17 protein-coding genes are annotated in these 15,815 nt (G+C 66.4%); 11 read left to right on the top strand and 6 right to left on the bottom strand.

Translation table 11 applies throughout. The features are described from left to right. Nucleotides 1-244: 244 nt before the first annotated feature. Complete coding sequence (locus tag EV643_RS39870; protein WP_133805429.1) at nt 245-1,843, bottom strand: FAD-dependent monooxygenase; 1,599 nt, start codon at nt 1,841-1,843, stop codon at nt 245-247. A 3-nt stretch (nt 1,844-1,846) separates the two neighbouring features. Further along, nucleotides 1,847-2,806, bottom strand: a complete 960-nt coding sequence (locus EV643_RS39865; protein WP_133805428.1) for an MBL fold metallo-hydrolase — start codon at nt 2,804-2,806, stop codon at nt 1,847-1,849. Between the two features lie 182 nt (nt 2,807-2,988). Here EV643_RS39865 and EV643_RS39860 point away from each other — a divergent pair, with 182 nt between their 5' ends. The 4 genes from EV643_RS39860 (at nt 2,989) to EV643_RS39845 (ending at nt 6,063) form a co-directional block, all read left to right on the top strand. Next, the gene (locus EV643_RS39860; RefSeq protein ID WP_238166130.1) at nt 2,989-3,468 is read left to right on the top strand and encodes a VOC family protein; all 480 of its coding nucleotides are present in this window, start codon (nt 2,989-2,991) and stop codon (nt 3,466-3,468) included. Between the two features lie 200 nt (nt 3,469-3,668). Then, nucleotides 3,669-4,457, top strand: coding sequence for a DUF6345 domain-containing protein (locus tag EV643_RS39855; protein WP_133805426.1), 789 nt, complete (start codon nt 3,669-3,671; stop codon nt 4,455-4,457). An 18-nt stretch (nt 4,458-4,475) separates the two neighbouring features. Then, the gene (locus EV643_RS39850) at nt 4,476-5,249 is read left to right on the top strand and encodes a hypothetical protein (RefSeq protein WP_133805425.1); all 774 of its coding nucleotides are present in this window, start codon (nt 4,476-4,478) and stop codon (nt 5,247-5,249) included. 19 nt (nt 5,250-5,268) lie between these two features. Beyond that, the gene (locus EV643_RS39845; protein ID WP_133805424.1) at nt 5,269-6,063 is read left to right on the top strand and encodes a hypothetical protein; all 795 of its coding nucleotides are present in this window, start codon (nt 5,269-5,271) and stop codon (nt 6,061-6,063) included. A 135-nt stretch (nt 6,064-6,198) separates the two neighbouring features. Here the strand turns inward: EV643_RS39845 and EV643_RS39840 are convergent, their stop codons facing one another. Next, the gene (locus tag EV643_RS39840; protein ID WP_133805423.1) at nt 6,199-6,858 is read right to left on the bottom strand and encodes a hemerythrin domain-containing protein; all 660 of its coding nucleotides are present in this window, start codon (nt 6,856-6,858) and stop codon (nt 6,199-6,201) included. Between the two features lie 82 nt (nt 6,859-6,940). Between EV643_RS39840 and EV643_RS39835 the strand changes: the two genes are divergently transcribed. Next, complete coding sequence (locus EV643_RS39835) at nt 6,941-7,591, top strand: TetR/AcrR family transcriptional regulator (RefSeq protein ID WP_133805422.1); 651 nt, start codon at nt 6,941-6,943, stop codon at nt 7,589-7,591. A gap of 1 nt (nt 7,592) precedes the next feature. Next, nucleotides 7,593-7,955 carry a hypothetical protein gene (locus EV643_RS39830; protein ID WP_133805421.1) on the top strand — a complete coding sequence of 121 codons (363 nt, stop codon included), beginning with the start codon at nt 7,593-7,595 and terminating at the stop codon, nt 7,953-7,955. Here EV643_RS39830 and EV643_RS39825 read toward each other — a convergent pair. Then, on the bottom strand, nt 7,924-8,655 hold the full coding sequence (locus EV643_RS39825) for an NAD(P)-dependent oxidoreductase (RefSeq protein WP_133805420.1): 732 nt from the start codon (nt 8,653-8,655) through the stop codon (nt 7,924-7,926). The genes EV643_RS39830 and EV643_RS39825 overlap by 32 nt on opposite strands. A 101-nt stretch (nt 8,656-8,756) precedes the next feature. On the opposite strand from EV643_RS39825, the gene EV643_RS39820 reads away from it, so the two are divergent. After that, nucleotides 8,757-9,431, top strand: a complete 675-nt coding sequence (locus EV643_RS39820) for a TetR/AcrR family transcriptional regulator (protein WP_133805419.1) — start codon at nt 8,757-8,759, stop codon at nt 9,429-9,431. A gap of 115 nt (nt 9,432-9,546) precedes the next feature. Here EV643_RS39820 and EV643_RS39815 read toward each other — a convergent pair whose 3' ends face one another. Beyond that, on the bottom strand, nt 9,547-9,756 hold the full coding sequence (locus EV643_RS39815; protein ID WP_133805418.1) for a hypothetical protein: 210 nt from the start codon (nt 9,754-9,756) through the stop codon (nt 9,547-9,549). Between the two features lie 113 nt (nt 9,757-9,869). Between EV643_RS39815 and EV643_RS39810 the strand changes: the two genes are divergently transcribed. The 4 genes from EV643_RS39810 to EV643_RS39795 all read left to right on the top strand — a co-directional run bounded on the left by EV643_RS39810 (nt 9,870) and on the right by EV643_RS39795 (nt 14,850). Beyond that, complete coding sequence (locus EV643_RS39810; protein WP_133805417.1) at nt 9,870-11,156, top strand: hypothetical protein; 1,287 nt, start codon at nt 9,870-9,872, stop codon at nt 11,154-11,156. A 49-nt stretch (nt 11,157-11,205) separates the two neighbouring features. Further along, nucleotides 11,206-11,592, top strand: a complete 387-nt coding sequence (locus EV643_RS39805; RefSeq protein WP_133805416.1) for a hypothetical protein — start codon at nt 11,206-11,208, stop codon at nt 11,590-11,592. 321 nt (nt 11,593-11,913) lie between these two features. Beyond that, entirely contained in the window at nt 11,914-12,138 is a 225-nt protein-coding gene (locus EV643_RS39800; protein WP_133805415.1) for a hypothetical protein, read from the top strand. 204 nt (nt 12,139-12,342) lie between these two features. Next, a complete protein-coding gene (locus EV643_RS39795; protein ID WP_133805414.1) occupies nt 12,343-14,850 on the top strand; it encodes a GmrSD restriction endonuclease domain-containing protein in 2,508 nt (835 codons plus the stop codon). Nucleotides 14,851-15,229: 379 nt separating this feature from the next. Here the strand turns inward: EV643_RS39795 and EV643_RS39790 are convergent, their stop codons facing one another. Next, entirely contained in the window at nt 15,230-15,700 is a 471-nt protein-coding gene (locus EV643_RS39790; protein ID WP_133805413.1) for a hypothetical protein, read from the bottom strand. Between the last annotated feature and the right edge of the window lie 115 nt (nt 15,701-15,815).

Genomic DNA, 15,815 nt, shown 5'->3' with positions numbered 1-15,815 from the left:
GCATGGCACGCGAGGCGTTCAACGATCCACACCCGCGGCGCCAGCTAACCCAGCTCGTGCACCTCACCTGTCGCGCACGCGCGAGCGGTTCAGGCAGCCACCTGGTCAGCTCGCAAGGCCGCGTTGCACTCGGTGCTGTCGGAGGCCGAAATACCCGATCAGCTCAAGGCCGACCTCCTTGTGTCCGAGGACCTCTGCACACTGCTCGCCAGCCACCCCCCCCGATCGGCACGACGACGGCAGGTTACCTCTGACTTCCTAGTGATCGGCGGGCGGCGGCTGTAATCGTGGCAGCGGTCGGGTCGGGGATTGTGGCGGCCACGTGACCGTCGGGGCGGATCAGCCAGACCTCGCCGGGGCGCGCTCCTAGTGCGGTCGTCAGGGTTCCGCTGGAGTCGATCGCCTCGATGCTCAGCACCCGGCTCGGGGCGTCGATGGCATTCTTCAAGGCCAGCGTCACCTCCGTCGTACTCACGCCGTCTGTCGTCAGTGCGAGCACCCCGTCGCGCACGATCTCGCGTAGGCGCGTCACTTCCGGGCGGTCCGGGTCGTGGATCGGTACGTCGGGAATCAGTACGCCGGGGCACGTGGCTGGGGACTTCCCGCGTTCCGGGCGACCCATAAACGGCCGGGACGGATCGGCGGTGGTTAGCGGCGAATCGACGTACCAGAAGGGTTCTGCCAATCGACCGGAGTTCACCTTCGATCGGGCGTCGGCGTTCGTGGCCGCGGCCTGGAGGAGTTCGTGTCGCGCCCGTCTCGCCGCGTCGTCGGGCGGCACGAGGAACCGCATCGTGGCGCTGGTGACGTCGAGGTTCTCCAGCGCGGCGGCGTGTCGTTCGTCGTGATAAGTGTCGAGCAGGGACTCCGGTGCCCAGCCGCGCAGTACGAAGGCCAGCTTCCAGGCCGCGTTCTCCGCGTCCAGTACGCCGGAGTTCAGCCCGCGCGCGCCGAACGGTGCGACCAGATGGGCGCAGTCACCGGCCAGCAGCACCCGGCCGGCCCGCATCCGATCCACCAGCCGAGCGTGGAAGCGGTAGACGGTCTTCCACACGATCTCGTACGGGCGGTCGCCGATGATCTTGCGGATCCGGGCATCCAGAGCACCGCTGCGTTCCTCTTCGGCGAGGTCGTACCCGGCCGGGACCTGCCAGTCGATCCGGTACGTCGAACCGGGGCAGGGGTGGATCAGAACCTGCCGGCCCGGGTTCCACGAAGGGTCGAAGTAGAACCGCCGTTCGCTCTCCCAGCCGGGCAGGTCGGCACGGATGTCGCAGATCAGGAACAGGTCGTCGAAGGAGCTGCCGTCGAAGCTCACGCCCAGCAGGTCCCGCAGTACACACCGCGCGCCGGTCGCGGCGACGGCGTACGACGCTTGCACCCGCACCTGGTTCGCGCAGGTCAGAGTCACCCCGTCGCCGTCCTGATCGATGCTGGTGACCTCGTGGTCCCAGCGGACGTCGATCAAGGGTTGCGCGGCGATGCGTTCGTCGAGCAGTTGCTCGGTCCTGGACTGCGAGATGTTGACGAACGCGGGCAACGGCGAGCTGCCAGGATCCACGAAGGACCAGGCGAACAGCTCCCGATCGCGGTAGAACGTCCGGGCGGTGGTCCAGGTCAGCCCTTCGGCCGCGATCTCCGGAGCACCGGCCGCGGCCCACACGTCGAGAACGTCGCGCTGCTGGCAGATGGCCTTCGACCCCACCGCATCTCGAGCCGGCCGCTGGTCGAGCAGCACGACGGGGATGCCCCAGCGCGCCAGCAGCAACGCAGCTGTCTGGCCGACCGGTCCGTTGCCGATGACAACGACCGGTGAGCCGCGGTATCGGGACGGGGTGCGCATCGGTCAGTCCTGCAGCTGGTTCCAGACGTCGCGGTCCCGCTCGGCGGTCCACACCCGCGGCCAGTCGATACCGTCGAACTCGTCCCACAACCGGGACACGTCGAACGGCAGGCAGTGCTCGAAGATCGGCCAGTGCCCGAACTTCGGCGCGAGTGCCTCGTGCGTCGCCTCGAACGCCTCACGCAGCGTGCCACCACCGGCATGTACGGCGCCGACCCGGTCGCGCATCACGATCAGGAAGTCGCGGGTCTGCTCGATCGCCGCGTCGACCGCGTCCCGTCCGCGCGGGATCGCGCCGCGCCCACCGATCAAGGTGTCCGCACCGAACTCCTTCACCCGGTCGAGCGTCCCCGTCGACCAGTCGAAGTGGAAGGCGTCGCCGGTGTAGAGGGCCGCCTGCGCCTCCACCAGATCACCCGCGAAGAGGATCCGGTGCCGCGGCAACCAGGCCACGATGTCGCCGGCGGTGTGCCCGCGTCCGCAGTACTGCAGGACGAGTTCGCCGCGATCACCGCCCAGGTCGATCGTCAGTCGGTCGGAGAACGTCACGTCGGGCCAGGTCAGCCCCGGGATCGAGGCCGGCTCCCTGAACAGCCGCGGCATCCGCCCATACTCCGACTCCCAGTCCTCCTTGCCCCGCTCGGCGATCAGGCGGCGCGTCTGCTCATGCGCGACCACGACCTCGGCATCGAACGCGCTCGCGCCAAGCACCCGTACGGCGTGGTAGTGGCTGAGCACCAGGTACTTCACCGGCTTGTCGGTGTACTCCCGCAACCGGTCCAACCAGTCCCGCGCGGCCACCGGTGTCGCGAGGGCCTCGAACGCGACGACAAAGTCCTCACCCTCGATCGCACCAACGTTCGGATCCCCTTCCGCGGTGAGCGCATACACCCCATCCACCAGCACCTCCAACGTCTCGGCCTTGTCCCCCAAATCCGCCGACGACGCAAACGGCTTACTCATCCCAGACCTCCAGAGACGACGTACGACCTGCGCTACCGCCACTGTCCCACCGCCTCAACTCATTGGTGAAGCACCGGCGGTTGGGAGCCGGACTGCCACGCTGACGAAGATCAGGCCGGTGAGGCGAGCCGCAGCGTACGCTGGCGTCACCATGGGAACGCAGGCGATCAATGGAGCAAGCAATGGGTATCGGGTTGGCGAGGATTCGTCAGGTCAAGATCCCGGTTGCCGATCTGGCCGGCAGTGTCCGCTGGTATCGGCGCGCCCTCGACCTCGAGCTGGCGGCCGAGTTCGCCGAGCAGGGTGAGCTGCGCGGCGCTGTGCTGGCCGATCACGACGGCGGCTTCGTGATCGCGTTGCGAGACCGGGAGTTTTGCGCGAACCGGCCAAATCTGTCCGGCTTCGATGTGGTCGCCTTCGAGATCGCTGATCGGGACTCCTTCCATCGGATAGTTGCCCGCTGGGACGAGCTCGGACTCGAGCACACCGAGGTATGGGACGGCGGACACTACGGAATCGGCGTGGACTTGCCCGACCCGGACGGCACCGTGCTGCGGTTCCTCTGCGACAACCCCATCGGCCGGGCGAAGTTCAGCGGTGTCGCGTACGACGAGAACGGCCAGGTCACCTTCTACGACACCCCGAAGCTCACCGAACACTGACGTGCTCCGTCCCGCACCACACGGTTCGCCAGCCATACGGCACGATGAGCGGCCGAGCCAGGGTTGGGAAATGTGTTGTATCAAGGGCTTCGTCACGGCGCTCCGTTCAACCAAAGGTGCGACTCGACGAGGATGGGGGTATCCGACCATGTGGTCGGTCTCCTTGTCGTGCGCGGACATTCGGCACAGGGGGAGGGGCGATGTCGTACGGCATCGGAGTGGAATGGATCAACGACTACAACAACCTCAACCAGCTCCATCACGAACATGAGGATGCCGGCGGGTTCTACGACGAGCTGCGCAATCATGACGGGGCAACCGGGCTGTTCAACTGGGGCAACTCGAATGCCTGGGAGGACGACTTCAAGGCCAACGCCCGGGGTGGTCACGCCGACCAATGGCTCGAGCGAGCCGACATCGTCTACTTCACCGGCCATGGCAGCACGACCGGGTTCTACTTCCGCAGCGACGTGCCGGACGACTCGCAGGTCCGGGGGGACTTCACGTCGAACGGCAACGGCAACGACGGCGACCTGCGAATGGGACACGGCGATCTCGAGTGGCTCGCGCTGGAGGTCTGCAACACACTGCAGATGGACGCCACCTTGAACGGGACGAACCGCGACGTATTCGATCGCTGGGCAGACGCGTTCGAGGGCGCGCACGCGATCCTGAGCTTCACTAACGTCAGCCTCGACCTCCCAGATCCGGGAAGGGTCTTCGCCTCCGCCATGGACGGCCGGTGGCTCAGCGTCGTCTATGGCATTCCTGAGTGGCTTGTTCAGGGCGGCCCGATGCGCGTTATCGACGCGTGGTTCTTCATGGCCGAGCACTGCCAGCCCACCGGTGTCGAGGCGGCCGTGCTCTACGCCAACAGCCCTGGTACCAACACCGGAGCCGACTTCCTGCACGGCCACGGCTTCGTCAGCCCCGACCCGGTTCGCGGCCAGGGGTTGTTCTCCTGGACCTGGATCCCCCACGCCTGCTGACCAAGAAGGGAAACTGTCATGACACGCATAGCTATTGCTCTGGTACGACCGGCCAAACTCGACTTCGACCGGCTTCGCTCGTTGGCCGAACAGTTCCACCTGGACGGCGAACAGGTCGAGGCGGAGAACGCGATCGCCATCAACGGCAGATCAGGGGCCGTCGTACACGGCCAGCCGACCAACCGGATGGGCGGAGTCACCACCGCGGTCGACCTGACCCGCGGCATCGCGACCAGCGAGGGCGAGCCGCTGAAGGCCGACGCCGCCGCTTCGATGACCACCGAACTCCTCGAACGCCACGGCCTGGGTGCCGCCGGCCTCCGATCCGAGTTCCAACTGGACTGGCGGATCGACGCGCAAACCACCGAAGCCGTGACTTTCGACGGCAAGGAACGACGCCGGCACCCGGTGAAGACCGACGTACGAGCGCGCGTCTTCCTCGACGAGCTACCAGTGAGCGGCCCGCGCGCCGGAGCCTCACTGACCTTTGCCGACAGCGACGTACCGCTGAGGATGATGGTCATGAGCTGGGCGAGCCTCGAGCGGTACGGCGAACGCGAGCTGATCGAGAAGGACGAGATTCTGTCCGAACTCCTGTCGGCGGCCAAACACCGGAACGGCCGAACCGACGGCCTGGAGGTCAGGTCCGCGGACCTCGCCTTCTGGGCAGCCCCGTACGCCGGCGGCGCAGACCTCCTGGAACCGAGCTGGTTCGTGGAGGTCGAACACACCGACACCGACACCGAGGGAGACGCACCAAAGCAACTCCTTCGACTGCCCGCCACCCGGTAATACTTCGAGTGGCAGCGCAGTGACGCCACGGCCGGCGCCGACGACCGACGACGAGAGCGCCGGGTACTTTCTCGACGCCGCCGCGGAACTGATCGACGCCATGTTCTCGACCTCGCTGAACGAACGCCCTCGCCGGCTGCGCAGAGTGCACTTCCCGGCGGCGCTGGAGTGGCTACGGGTCGAGGACGTGGTCGAGATGGCGCGTGCCCGGCATGGCGAGGGGGCCAGCCAGAAGGCCTTCCGCAACCGGTGGGCGGACAAGAACAGCTTCGTCAAAGCCGCGATCATCCACACCATGCTGTACCGCGACTCGCCCGCCGCGAACCCGGCGTTGCAGGTCGAGCATCTCGCCGGCGTCGCCGCCGCGGCCAGTCCGTCGGAAGCCATCACCGGACTGTGCGACGGGTTGCTCGACCTGCTGCAGGCCCGGCCACGTTCCTATCTGCTGCACCACATCGGCGCGTTGCTCGACCAGTACCCCGAACTGAAGGCCGCCGTCCTCACTGACATCGGCCTGACCAGGCAACCGTGGTACGAGGGATATGCGGGCCTCATGCAAGCGTTCGGACTCAGCCTCCGACAAGGCTGGACCGTCGAACGTCTCGGCCTGGCATTGCAGGCGATGCTCGACGGATTCCTGCTCCGTTCTCGCTTGCAGTACGACGAAATGGAGCAGTTCCGCCAAGATGCCAGCCTGTTCGCAGAGACAGTGGTGGCCTTCATCCTGGGTGTGGTCGATGCCGACGGCACCGGGGAATCTGTTGCGCAAGCGTTCGACGCCGCGGCCGCCAACCACCAACGCGACCACTCGTAGGGGCTCTGAGTTCACCCCCTACCGTCGTTGACTCGGTCCCGGGCGGCACCCGACCGTAGATCGAGGCGGGCATGTATCGCCGACAACCGGGGGGAGGCCGGCAGGCGTCTGATAGGCGCCTGCCGGCGTGGGCCGCTAGGCGCCGCGGACCGAGTTCATAAATCTCTGGTACTGCCGGCGGCCGACCAGTCGCCAGATCACTCGCACCGGAGCCGGCAGGCCGGCCAGCATCCGGGCGGCCTCGTCGGGACGGGCGGCCTCGAGCAGCTCGCCCATGGCGGTGAACCGCTGCTGTGGGGTGAACTTGCTGAAGGCAACTTCCCCGAGATGGTCCCACTCCGCCTGGCTGATGTGGGCCGCGATCAGCGGTACTACCTCGCGCTCTTCCTCCGCGAGGTGCTCTGCCAGCCTGTCGACTATGGTGGCAAGGTCCGCAGCGAGCGACCTAGATGCTTCAGTGGTCGGGTTGGCTGTCCACACTGAAAGCTCGCGCCGGGTCGTTTCGATTGCGTCGTGTACGCCCGCATGCTGCTCCTCCATGCGGCTGATCAGGGCAGTGGACAGTTGGGCTCGTTCGCGCAGGGCGGGCCAGATCAGCTCGTCCTCGCTCGAGTGATGGGCGTGCAACCCGTCGAGGTGGAAGCCGATGTACGCCGCCACGGCGCCGGCGCGAGTCGCCGCACCGACGGCCAGGACGTGCGCACTCGCCTGCTCGAATCCCCGCCGGATGAGGCGATGGATCAGGGCCATCTCCCAGGGATCCGACGCCGTGGCGGGACTGTTCTGTGCGGTCATTGAAGACCCCCCGGTGATTCACTCATTAGTGAGCGACACTAGTGAGCTTCGCTAGTGAATAACTACTGGTAGTTTGTGTCTCGTGGCAGAGGCTGTCAATCCCCCGAAGCGGACGCGTCGCGAGCAGGCGGCGGCTACCCGTGAGCGGATAATCCGCGCCGCCGTCGAGGTCTTCTCGGAGGCGGGGTTCATGGGGGCGCGAATGGGTGACATCGCGACGCGGTCCGGCGTCGCGGTCCAGACTGTCTACTTCACCTTCCACACCAAGGCAGAGCTGCTGCAGGCGTGCTTCGACCACGCCGTCCTCGGACCCGAGCGGCTCCCCCCGATGGAGCAGCCGTTCTTCGCCGACCTAGTCGCCGCCCGCTCCGGCAGGGCGGCTCTGGCCGCGTTCGTCGACGGCAACACGGCGATCCTGACCCGCGCCGCAGTGATCAAGGAGGTCGCCGAATCGGCGCCGCACGAGCCCGACGCGGCTGCCGTGGTCGCGAACAGCGAGCGGCTGCGCCGTGAGGGGCTGAGCCAGATCGTGGCACTGATCGCCGACCGCTGGAGCCTCCGTGCCGGGCTCACCGTCGAGGACGCCACCGACCTGCTGCTGATGCTCTCCTCATCGGGGACCTACCTGACCCTGCGGCGCTACGGTTGGAGCGACGAGAAGTACGCAGCGTGGCTGGCCGACACGTTGGCGAAGCAGTTACTCGAACGGCCCGGTCGGAGGAGGGAACGCTGAGATGCGGATCGCTGCCGGCTCGATTTCGGCGTTCCTTGGCCTCGGGTTCGGGCTGCCCTGCTTCCTCGGCGTCCGACACTTCGCCCGGACCGGGGAGGTGTGGAACTTCATGGGGTTCCCGACGTATGGCGGTGGACCCTTCGAGCGGATCGGCGTACCGACCAGCACACCACTCCTGATCGGCTTCCTGGCCGTGTGCCTCGCCGAACTGGCGGCAGGAGTGATGATCTGGACCGACGCCCCGGGCGCAAAGGTCGTCGCCCTGGTACTGCTACCGCTCGAACTCGCCTTCTGGATCGGGTTCGCCCTTCCACTGGGCCCGCTGCTCGGGCTTACGCGGACCGTCCTGGTGCTTCTGCTGTAGAGCCGTCGGCGTGGGCCAGTGCGCTGGGGGAGAGGCGGCCGACGATTGCTGGTGCCTCGTGGATGAGGGTGTCGTCGGTGAGTGCTTCCACCATGAACAGGGCGAAGTCCGCGCGCCGGGTCAGGTTGCTCGCGAGGACTGGGTCGCCGACGTGGCGGCTCCATACGGGCAGGCCCTGGCTCTCGCCCTCCTCGAGGTCGCTCCCACGGACGACGGTCCACCGCCGGTCGCTGGCGAAGATCCGCCGGCACGCTTCCACCTGGTCGTCGATCTCGACGGCGCGAACGAGGCGGGCCAACGGGGTCATGATCCGGATGGCCGCCCTGAACCGCCAGGAGTACTTGTCCTTGCCGTCCCGGGTGATGTGCCAGCCGCACGAGAAGACCAGGCGCGCGTCGGGTTCGGCGTAGTCGAGCACCGCCTGCGCCGTGCCCGACGAGTACTGCTGCACGCCCCACGGGACCAGCACGGTCAGTACGCCGTCGCATCCGGCGACCGCCTTCCGGATCACCTCTCGGTCGTTCGTGGGTCCGGGAACGATCGTGATCCGGTCCGCGAACGCGGCGAGCTTCGGGACACTGCGTTCGCGACACACTCCGACGACCTCGTAGCCCCGGTCCAGCGCCTGCTGAACCATGTACTGCCCGAGCTTTCCGGAGGCGCCGACGATGCAGATCTTCCGCATCCTGTCCGTGCTCATGTCCCCAACCCCTGCCCTTGGTGTTGCCGTCAGACTTACGGTGTAAGTCAGGCTAGACTTACACCGTAAGTCAGTCAAGTGGTAGCGGAGGAGGCGGCCCCATGAGCAAGCGCAGCACCGGCCGGCGTACGAGATCGGAGCGGGCGCCGCTCAGCCGCGAGCGGATAGTCACCGCCGCGACGGCGCTGGCCGATGAGAAGGGTGCAGCCGGGGTCACCATGCGGGCGATCGCCGCTGGGCTGGGTGTCGAGGCGATGTCGCTGTACAACCACGTGACCGGCAGGGAGGACATCCTCGGCGGCCTGGTCGACGCGGTGTTCGGCGAGATCGACCTGCCGTCGTCCACCACGGACTGGAGGGAAGCCATGCGCGACCGTGCCGCCTCCGCGCGTACGGCGCTTCGCCGCCATCCCTGGGCCGTCGGCCTGATGGACTCCAACAGCCGGCCCGGCCCGGCGACCTTGCGCCACCACGACGCCGTCCTCGGCGCTCTACGAGCGGGCGGCTTCTCCGTCGGGATGGCTGCACACGCCTTCTCGCTGATCGACAGCTATCTCTACGGATTCGTCCTGCAGGAACTGAGCCTGCCGTTCGCGAGCCCTGCCGAACTCGACGAGGTCGCAGGCGACATCCTGGCCGACCTACCGACCGACGCCTACCCACACCTCACAGAACTCATCACCAAGCACGCCCTGCAACCGGGCTACGACTACGCCGCCGAGTTCGAATTCGGCCTCACCCTGATCCTCGACGCCCTACACCCCGACGAGCTCTAGGCCGCTCGACGTTCGTACCGCACGCTCCGCCTTCGAGCACGGTCTGGACACGTGAGCCCAGGCCGGGCATCTCACCGCCCTGTGTCCAGCGCTCACAGTGCTCATCTCGAGTCGCTCACCACTGCGGGTCAGGGGCGAGCGCGAGTACGTCGTCGAACCCCTCGCCCTGCCGGCGCGCGTCCACGACCGTCGACGAGGTCCGCGCACACCCCGCCGGGGCGCTCGCGCTGGATCGAGCAGAGTCGGTCGGAGCACGACCATCCGTGGACGACGTCCCGGCGTACGCCGAGCTCTGCCACCGCCTCGCGGGCCTGCCCCTGGCCATCGAACTCGCCACGACCCAACTGCGGCTGCTGTCGCCCATTGCGCTGCTCGATCGGCTGGAGTCCGCAGGTAGGACGTCGGGAGCCCGCGACCCTGCCGGAGCGGCAGCGGACCATGCGGGCCACCCTCGACTGGAGCTACAGCCTGCTCGATCCCGATCAGCAGCGCCTTTTCACGCTGCTCGGAGCGTTCCGCGGCGGCGCCACTCTCGAGGCCGTCGAGACGGTGGCGGAGGCCGGCGACGAGATCGCCACCGGCAACGTCCTCGGAATTCTCCACGAGCTCGCCGAGCACTCGCTCGTACGCGTCCGCGGCGACCGTCTCGACCTGCTCGAACCCGTTGCGCAGTACGCCCGAAGCCTCCTCGTCGGCGAACGTGCTGCCCGCATCGGGCGCGCCCACGCTCGCGTCTACCTCGGCCTCGCCGAACAGGCAGCCGCCGGCTACGAGCGCGCGGACCAGGTCGAATGGCTCGAGCGGATCGAGGAAGAGGAGGCGAACATCCTCGTTGCCGTCGAACGCTCCCTCGACGCGGGCGACGCCCCCACCGCCGCACGCATCACCTGGTTCATGTGGCTCTACTGGTGGATGCGCGGCCAGTTCACGATCGGCCGCCGCCTCGCCGAACAGTGCCTCGCGACCGAGCTTCCGCCCTGGGAGCGCAGCCGGGTCAACCTGGCCGGCGCCACCATGACGTACGCCGCCGGCGACCACGCCGCCGCGGCGGCGTACTGGGCGGAGGCGGACCTCGTCGCCGAGGGCCAGGACGATCCCGAGGTCCGCAGCAAAGCCCGCGCCGGCACCGGACTCGCCGCTCTCGCCGACGGCGACCTCGACACCGCCGAGGGCCGCTTCCGTGCCGCCCTCGACTTCGCCCTCCAGGACCGCGGCTCGCCTTGGATGGCCTCCCTCGTGCACGTTTGGCTCGGCACTGTGCATCTACTCCGCGGCGAACCGGCCGCCGCCATACCTGAGATCGAACGCGGTCTCCGCCTGGCCCGCAGCCGAGGCGACAGGTTGGCGACATACGTTGCGCTCTACAACCTCTCCCAGGCCGCGCTCGCGCTCGCCGACTACCAGCTCGCCCGCCAGCGCGTCGAGGAAGGCATCGTCCTCTCCCGAGAGACCCGCGATCTGGCCAATCTCGCCTACTTCGTCGAGACTCTGGCGGTCATCGAGTCCAAGGAAGACAACCACGTCCGCGTCGCGACCCTGCTCGGCGCCGCGACCGGCCTGCGCGAGACGGTCGGCGCCGACGTCTACGCGTACTACCTCCCGGACGTGAGCCTCCGCGACACCGCTCAGCAGGCAGCACGTACCGCCCTCGGCGACGACGCCTACAACGAAGCCGTCACCGCCGGCCGCTCCCTCGACCCGTCGGCTGCACCAGAGCTCGCCTAGCCGCCAGCCCCGATGGACTTCGCAAGGTGACGTGACGCATCATCGACCTATGGCCCGGTCAGACGTGACCGTACGGGTGAGGACCGGTTGGCCCCCTTCGGGGTCCGACCTGTACGCGATGCGCTGCGCTGGGCGCCACCTGCCGCGGCCACTGCGGCTTCGGTCCGTCCTCTACTTCGTGAACGGTGATTGCGAGGTGGTGCTGCGAACCCGCGGCCTGCCGACCGGAATGGCGATCCAGCAGGCACGTCTGGCCCTGCCGATGCTCGGCCTACGCCGCGACGCAGTGCGCCGGATCGACGTACGGCGCGTCCACCTGCTCCCCTCCCGCCGCCACCTGCTCGCCACCTGGCTCCCAACGCACCCCGACCGTACCTCCCCGCCACACCCCCCTTACTCCGGCACGCGGTCCTCAACCCCACTCCACGCCGGCTGACATCGACCCACCCCTTAGGGCTCGAGGATCATGCCCGGCTGGGCATATGCACTGGTTAGAGAGCCGGCGAGGGGACTCGAACCCCTAACCACCGCTTCATCAATCCTGCTATTTCGACACATCGCAACGCTTGTCGAAGATGCCCGTGACCTGCGGAAACGCAGATTTTCATTTCGCGTTGGCTCGCGTCGTTGGCTAGTGTTTGCCGTTCAAAGCGGTCAGTAAAACGGCCAGTGATCTGCAGTCTCGAGATCCGGTACGACCGGCATCAAGCGCCGACTCGGCCCGCTCGCCTCCGGCTCACCCTGCGCAGCGCCGGAGATGACCGACGAATGGAACGGCAAGGCAGCGGACGACTCTGCGAGCCACGCCCGCTGGCACAACACCAGCGAGTTGATCGACGAAGCGGATTACTCCACCGCGAAGGCGGAGAGCAACGCCATCGTCCGCGGTGATCGCGGAGCGGATCGCCTGGGAGCACAGCTTGACGGTGCTCTAGATCGGGTTCGGGTGCTGCGTGTGCGTAGGTCCGGCGCGAAGACGTAGGGAAGTTGTCACCAACGGATCCTGGCGCCAACGTCGCGTCACGGCTGATCCTTGCAGCCATGACTGGCTTGCGGCAGATTCGGCGTGGGCGCTCGGTCAAGCGGCTCCAATTCCGAAGGTCCACGGGACGCGGATGGTGCGGCGTCGTGCGAGTATCGGGCGGGTGGTTGTGGTCTGCATGGAGAACCGACTCAAGGTGGACTTATGGATGCGAAGCCGTACGCGCCTGCGGACATTTTCGGGACCCACGTCCGCTATGTCGTCCCGTTGTTCCAACGGCCGTACGTATGGAACCAAAAGGACCAGTGGCAGCCACTCTGGGACGACGTCAGCGCGCTGGCTGAGCGGATCCTCGAGGCGCCGCCCGGCGGGTACGGAGTGCCCCCGGTGCCGCCGCACTTCCTTGGAGCGATCGTCGTGGACCAGCAACCCAACCCGACCGGGTTCATCGCAGTTCGGCATATTATTGACGGCCAGCAACGCCTGACAACTCTGCAGTTGCTGCTTGATGCCGCCCAGTGGGTCGTCGAACACTACGGGAACGCCGCCGATTCCCACGGTCTACGGGTTCTGGTGCAGAACAACCCTGAGATCGCCCAACATCCCGATCAAATGTTCAAGGTCTGGCCTACTGACCGCGACCAAGCTGCGTTCCGGGCCGCAATGGACAACGACACCGTCGTGCCAGCCGAACTGAGCGGCTCCCGGATTGCGCAGGCGCACGCGTTCTTCATCGACGCCATCAGCGACTGGGCGGAAGTCGCCAGCGACGAGGACAAGGTCAAGGCCCGGCTCAGCGCTCTGGTGACGGCTTTACGGACCCATTTGCGATTGGTGGTCATCGACCTGGAACCGGGAGACAATGCACAGGTCATCTTCGAAACCCTCAACCATCGCGGCACCCCGCTCCTGGCTGCCGATCTGGTGAAGAATCTGGTGTTCCAGATCGCTCAGTCAAACGGACTTCCCATGGAGACGCTCTACACGCAGTATTGGCGTGAGCTGGATGGCGATTACTGGCGGCAGCAGGTCGCCCAGGGGCGGCTCTTCCGTCCGCGCATCGACGTCTTCCTCAACCACTGGCTGACCATGAAGCTGATGCGCGAGGTGCCCACGGACCGGATCTTCACCGAGTTCCGTGACGGCCTGATCGTCACACAACAACCGGACCTTGGCTCGCTCCTCGCCGAGCTTGCATCGGACGCTGACGTCTACCGGAAGATGGATCTCCTACCGCCCGCAAGCGTCGAGGGTCGATTCCAATACCGCGTCATCAAGGCGATGGATACAGCAGTAGTGGGCCCATTACTCATGTGGCTGCTGCGCTGGACGGAGGAGGATCTCCCAGAAACGCAGCGGCATAAGGCGCTCAACGCTCTGGAGAGCTGGCTGGTACGGCGCGCGCTGTGCAGGCTCACCTCCAAGGACACGAACAAACTCGTGCTGGAGCTTCTTCAAGAACTCAACTACGCCGGTCCTGCAATCGCCGGCAACACAGTGGAAGCCGTTCTTGCGCGGCAGACCGCCCAATCCCGGTTCTGGCCGGATGACGCGTTGGTGCAGCAGAGCCTGGCCGAGGAACCGGTGTACAAGTTGCTAACCCGCCCGCGCCTCCGAATGATCCTGGAGGCGCTCGAGGACGCTACACGTGGTCCCCTGGGCGAGGGCCAGGCATGTCCCCGGAACCTGACTGTGGAACACGTGATGCCTCAATCCTGGAAGGACTATTGGGGCGGGGACCTGGTCGGTGATGAGATCGGCGCCTTGCGACGCGACCGGACGGTCCAGACCCTGGGCAACCTGACCCTCGTCAACGACAAGCTGAATCCCTCGATGTCAAACCGACCTTGGACCGCGGAACAGGCCGAGCAATGCGGGCTCGGCAAACAGGGCAAGCGTGACTATCTCCTCGGGCACAGCCAGCTCAAGCTGAACGCGAGCCTGGTGACAGCGAATCCGTCAGCGTGGACGGAGCACGCCATCATCGACCGCACGAGGGCGTTGAGCACTGTGCTGACAAGCATCTGGCCGTGCCCGGCAACAGTCGCCCAGCCCGCCCGGCCGCCGTCCTCGAAGGAGAGGTCGACGGCGTATGCAGAAGAGGCTCGCCCCGGTCACGCCGGCAAGTACCAGGCGCTCTGGCGTTGGCTCGATGACAACTCAGCTGACGAGGTCAGGCTGACATTCGACGAGGTCGAGCAGATCCTTGGTCTGCCATTACCGCCGTCTGCTCGGGACTACCAAACGCATTGGAAGGGCTATTCCGGTACGGCGCTCGGTCGCGCCATCCGAGATGCCGGCTGGCGTGCGGTAACGGTCGGTCTAAATGAGCAGCGAGTTGTCCTTCAACGCGACACCTCTGAAGGTGCGGAGCCGATCGACGAGTTGGGCTCTGGCGGGTGGAGCTACACGGATGACGACGTCGAGGCTGCCAAGTACATCTGGGCACATCTGAGCGACGCCGCCAGAGCAGTCATGCGGACTCTCATGGACGCCGCGCCGGAGCGGGTAGTCGCCCTGGAACTGGCGGAGGCGCATCAGATCCGCGGCGGGATCCTCGGCGTCGCCGGTGTACTGACCTGGCCGGCTCGATACTCGGCCGACGTCCGTCGTCCATTGCCGGTGCATTACGACGAAGGGGCAGTCGGTCAGGGAGCGAACTACTGGATGGACGTGGTCACCGCCTCGGTATTCAACGCCGCTATCGGCTAATCGGACGTACGAGCGACCTCCCGCGCAATCCTGGCGATACATCAGCTTCAACGCCGGCATCATCCAAGGCGTCGCCGAGCGAGCGATAGCGATTGAGCATGAGGGTATGCGCGATGTCGAGGATCGTCGTGTCCTCGCGGAGGCGCAGATGGCGAAAGCATTCCTGCAACTGCTCTGGCTCGATTCCGTCTGCGGAGAGGTATGCGGCAGGCCGTAATCGTCGGGGAGGAGGCCGCCTCTCATCCATCGCCGAACCTCCTGCGAGGTGAGACCGAGCTGGCACCACCTCAGTAGGAATGTCCTCGCAATTCGATGGTCATCCCTGGTTGCTCCGGATCCTGGGAGCAGCGCCTGGAACAGCGCACCTTCCTCCGGGCTGCTATGCGGGGCTGTGGTGTAGCAATGCTGAGCCCGGGCATGGAGATAGCAGATAGCCCTGGTTTGGCGCCATCGTCAGCGAAGGCGGAAACAGCGACAGGTCAAACCCGCTGTTAGTCATGCTGCTCTTGATCTCATGCCCGTCTTGCGATACGAACGAGAGCTCGGTCAGCGACGTACCTGACAGAAACGCGCCCTCAATCGGGTAGTGCTCGCCGCCCTGCTTGATTCGCGCGGACAGCTGTTTTGCGAGGTACTGGGCAAGGCTGACCTGGCGGCCGGTGCCAAGCCCACCGACGTCAACACCCAGAGCGGTTGCGATCTCCGGATGCTGTGCGTCGATCTTGATCGCAAGCTGGTAGGTCGTGATCCACGGACGCCCGAAATGATGCTCAGTCTCGGATCCCACTGGAACGGTAGCTAGTGCCTCGACCACCTTGTCGTCAAGGTTCTGGTCACTCCACACACTCATGCGGGTCAGCCTGCGGTGATGGTCAAGTCCATCCGTGTGGTGTAGCGGTTGTGTCGCGTGATCCTCTGGTTGGTTAGGCGCTGAGCGCCGGGATGTCGGTGTCTGTGGTGGTCTC

It is taken from the genome of Kribbella caucasensis (assembly GCF_004361855.1).
GTDB lineage: Bacteria > Actinomycetota > Actinomycetes > Propionibacteriales > Kribbellaceae > Kribbella > Kribbella caucasensis.
The sequence above is the reverse complement of the archived record's forward strand: the minus strand, read 5'-3'. Positions and strand labels throughout refer to the sequence as shown.

What these genes read in the sequence shown, in the direction of transcription:
- EV643_RS39870 (WP_133805429.1), bottom strand. Translation starts at nt 1,843, where the DNA reads ATGCGCACCCCGTCCCGATACCGCGGCTCACCGGTCGTTGTCATCGGC.
- EV643_RS39865 (WP_133805428.1), bottom strand. Translation starts at nt 2,806, where the DNA reads ATGAGTAAGCCGTTTGCGTCGTCGGCGGATTTGGGGGACAAGGCCGAG.
- EV643_RS39860 (WP_238166130.1), top strand. Translation starts at nt 2,989, where the DNA reads ATGGGTATCGGGTTGGCGAGGATTCGTCAGGTCAAGATCCCGGTTGCC.
- EV643_RS39855 (WP_133805426.1), top strand. Translation starts at nt 3,669, where the DNA reads ATGTCGTACGGCATCGGAGTGGAATGGATCAACGACTACAACAACCTC.
- EV643_RS39850 (WP_133805425.1), top strand. Translation starts at nt 4,476, where the DNA reads ATGACACGCATAGCTATTGCTCTGGTACGACCGGCCAAACTCGACTTC.
- EV643_RS39840 (WP_133805423.1), bottom strand. Translation starts at nt 6,858, where the DNA reads ATGACCGCACAGAACAGTCCCGCCACGGCGTCGGATCCCTGGGAGATG.
- EV643_RS39830 (WP_133805421.1), top strand. Translation starts at nt 7,593, where the DNA reads ATGCGGATCGCTGCCGGCTCGATTTCGGCGTTCCTTGGCCTCGGGTTC.
- EV643_RS39825 (WP_133805420.1), bottom strand. Translation starts at nt 8,655, where the DNA reads ATGAGCACGGACAGGATGCGGAAGATCTGCATCGTCGGCGCCTCCGGA.
- EV643_RS39820 (WP_133805419.1), top strand. Translation starts at nt 8,757, where the DNA reads ATGAGCAAGCGCAGCACCGGCCGGCGTACGAGATCGGAGCGGGCGCCG.
- EV643_RS39815 (WP_133805418.1), bottom strand. Translation starts at nt 9,756, where the DNA reads ATGGCCAGGGGCAGGCCCGCGAGGCGGTGGCAGAGCTCGGCGTACGCC.
- EV643_RS39810 (WP_133805417.1), top strand. Translation starts at nt 9,870, where the DNA reads ATGCGGGCCACCCTCGACTGGAGCTACAGCCTGCTCGATCCCGATCAG.
- EV643_RS39805 (WP_133805416.1), top strand. Translation starts at nt 11,206, where the DNA reads ATGGCCCGGTCAGACGTGACCGTACGGGTGAGGACCGGTTGGCCCCCT.
- EV643_RS39800 (WP_133805415.1), top strand. Translation starts at nt 11,914, where the DNA reads ATGACCGACGAATGGAACGGCAAGGCAGCGGACGACTCTGCGAGCCAC.
- EV643_RS39795 (WP_133805414.1), top strand. Translation starts at nt 12,343, where the DNA reads ATGGATGCGAAGCCGTACGCGCCTGCGGACATTTTCGGGACCCACGTC.
- EV643_RS39790 (WP_133805413.1), bottom strand. Translation starts at nt 15,700, where the DNA reads ATGAGTGTGTGGAGTGACCAGAACCTTGACGACAAGGTGGTCGAGGCA.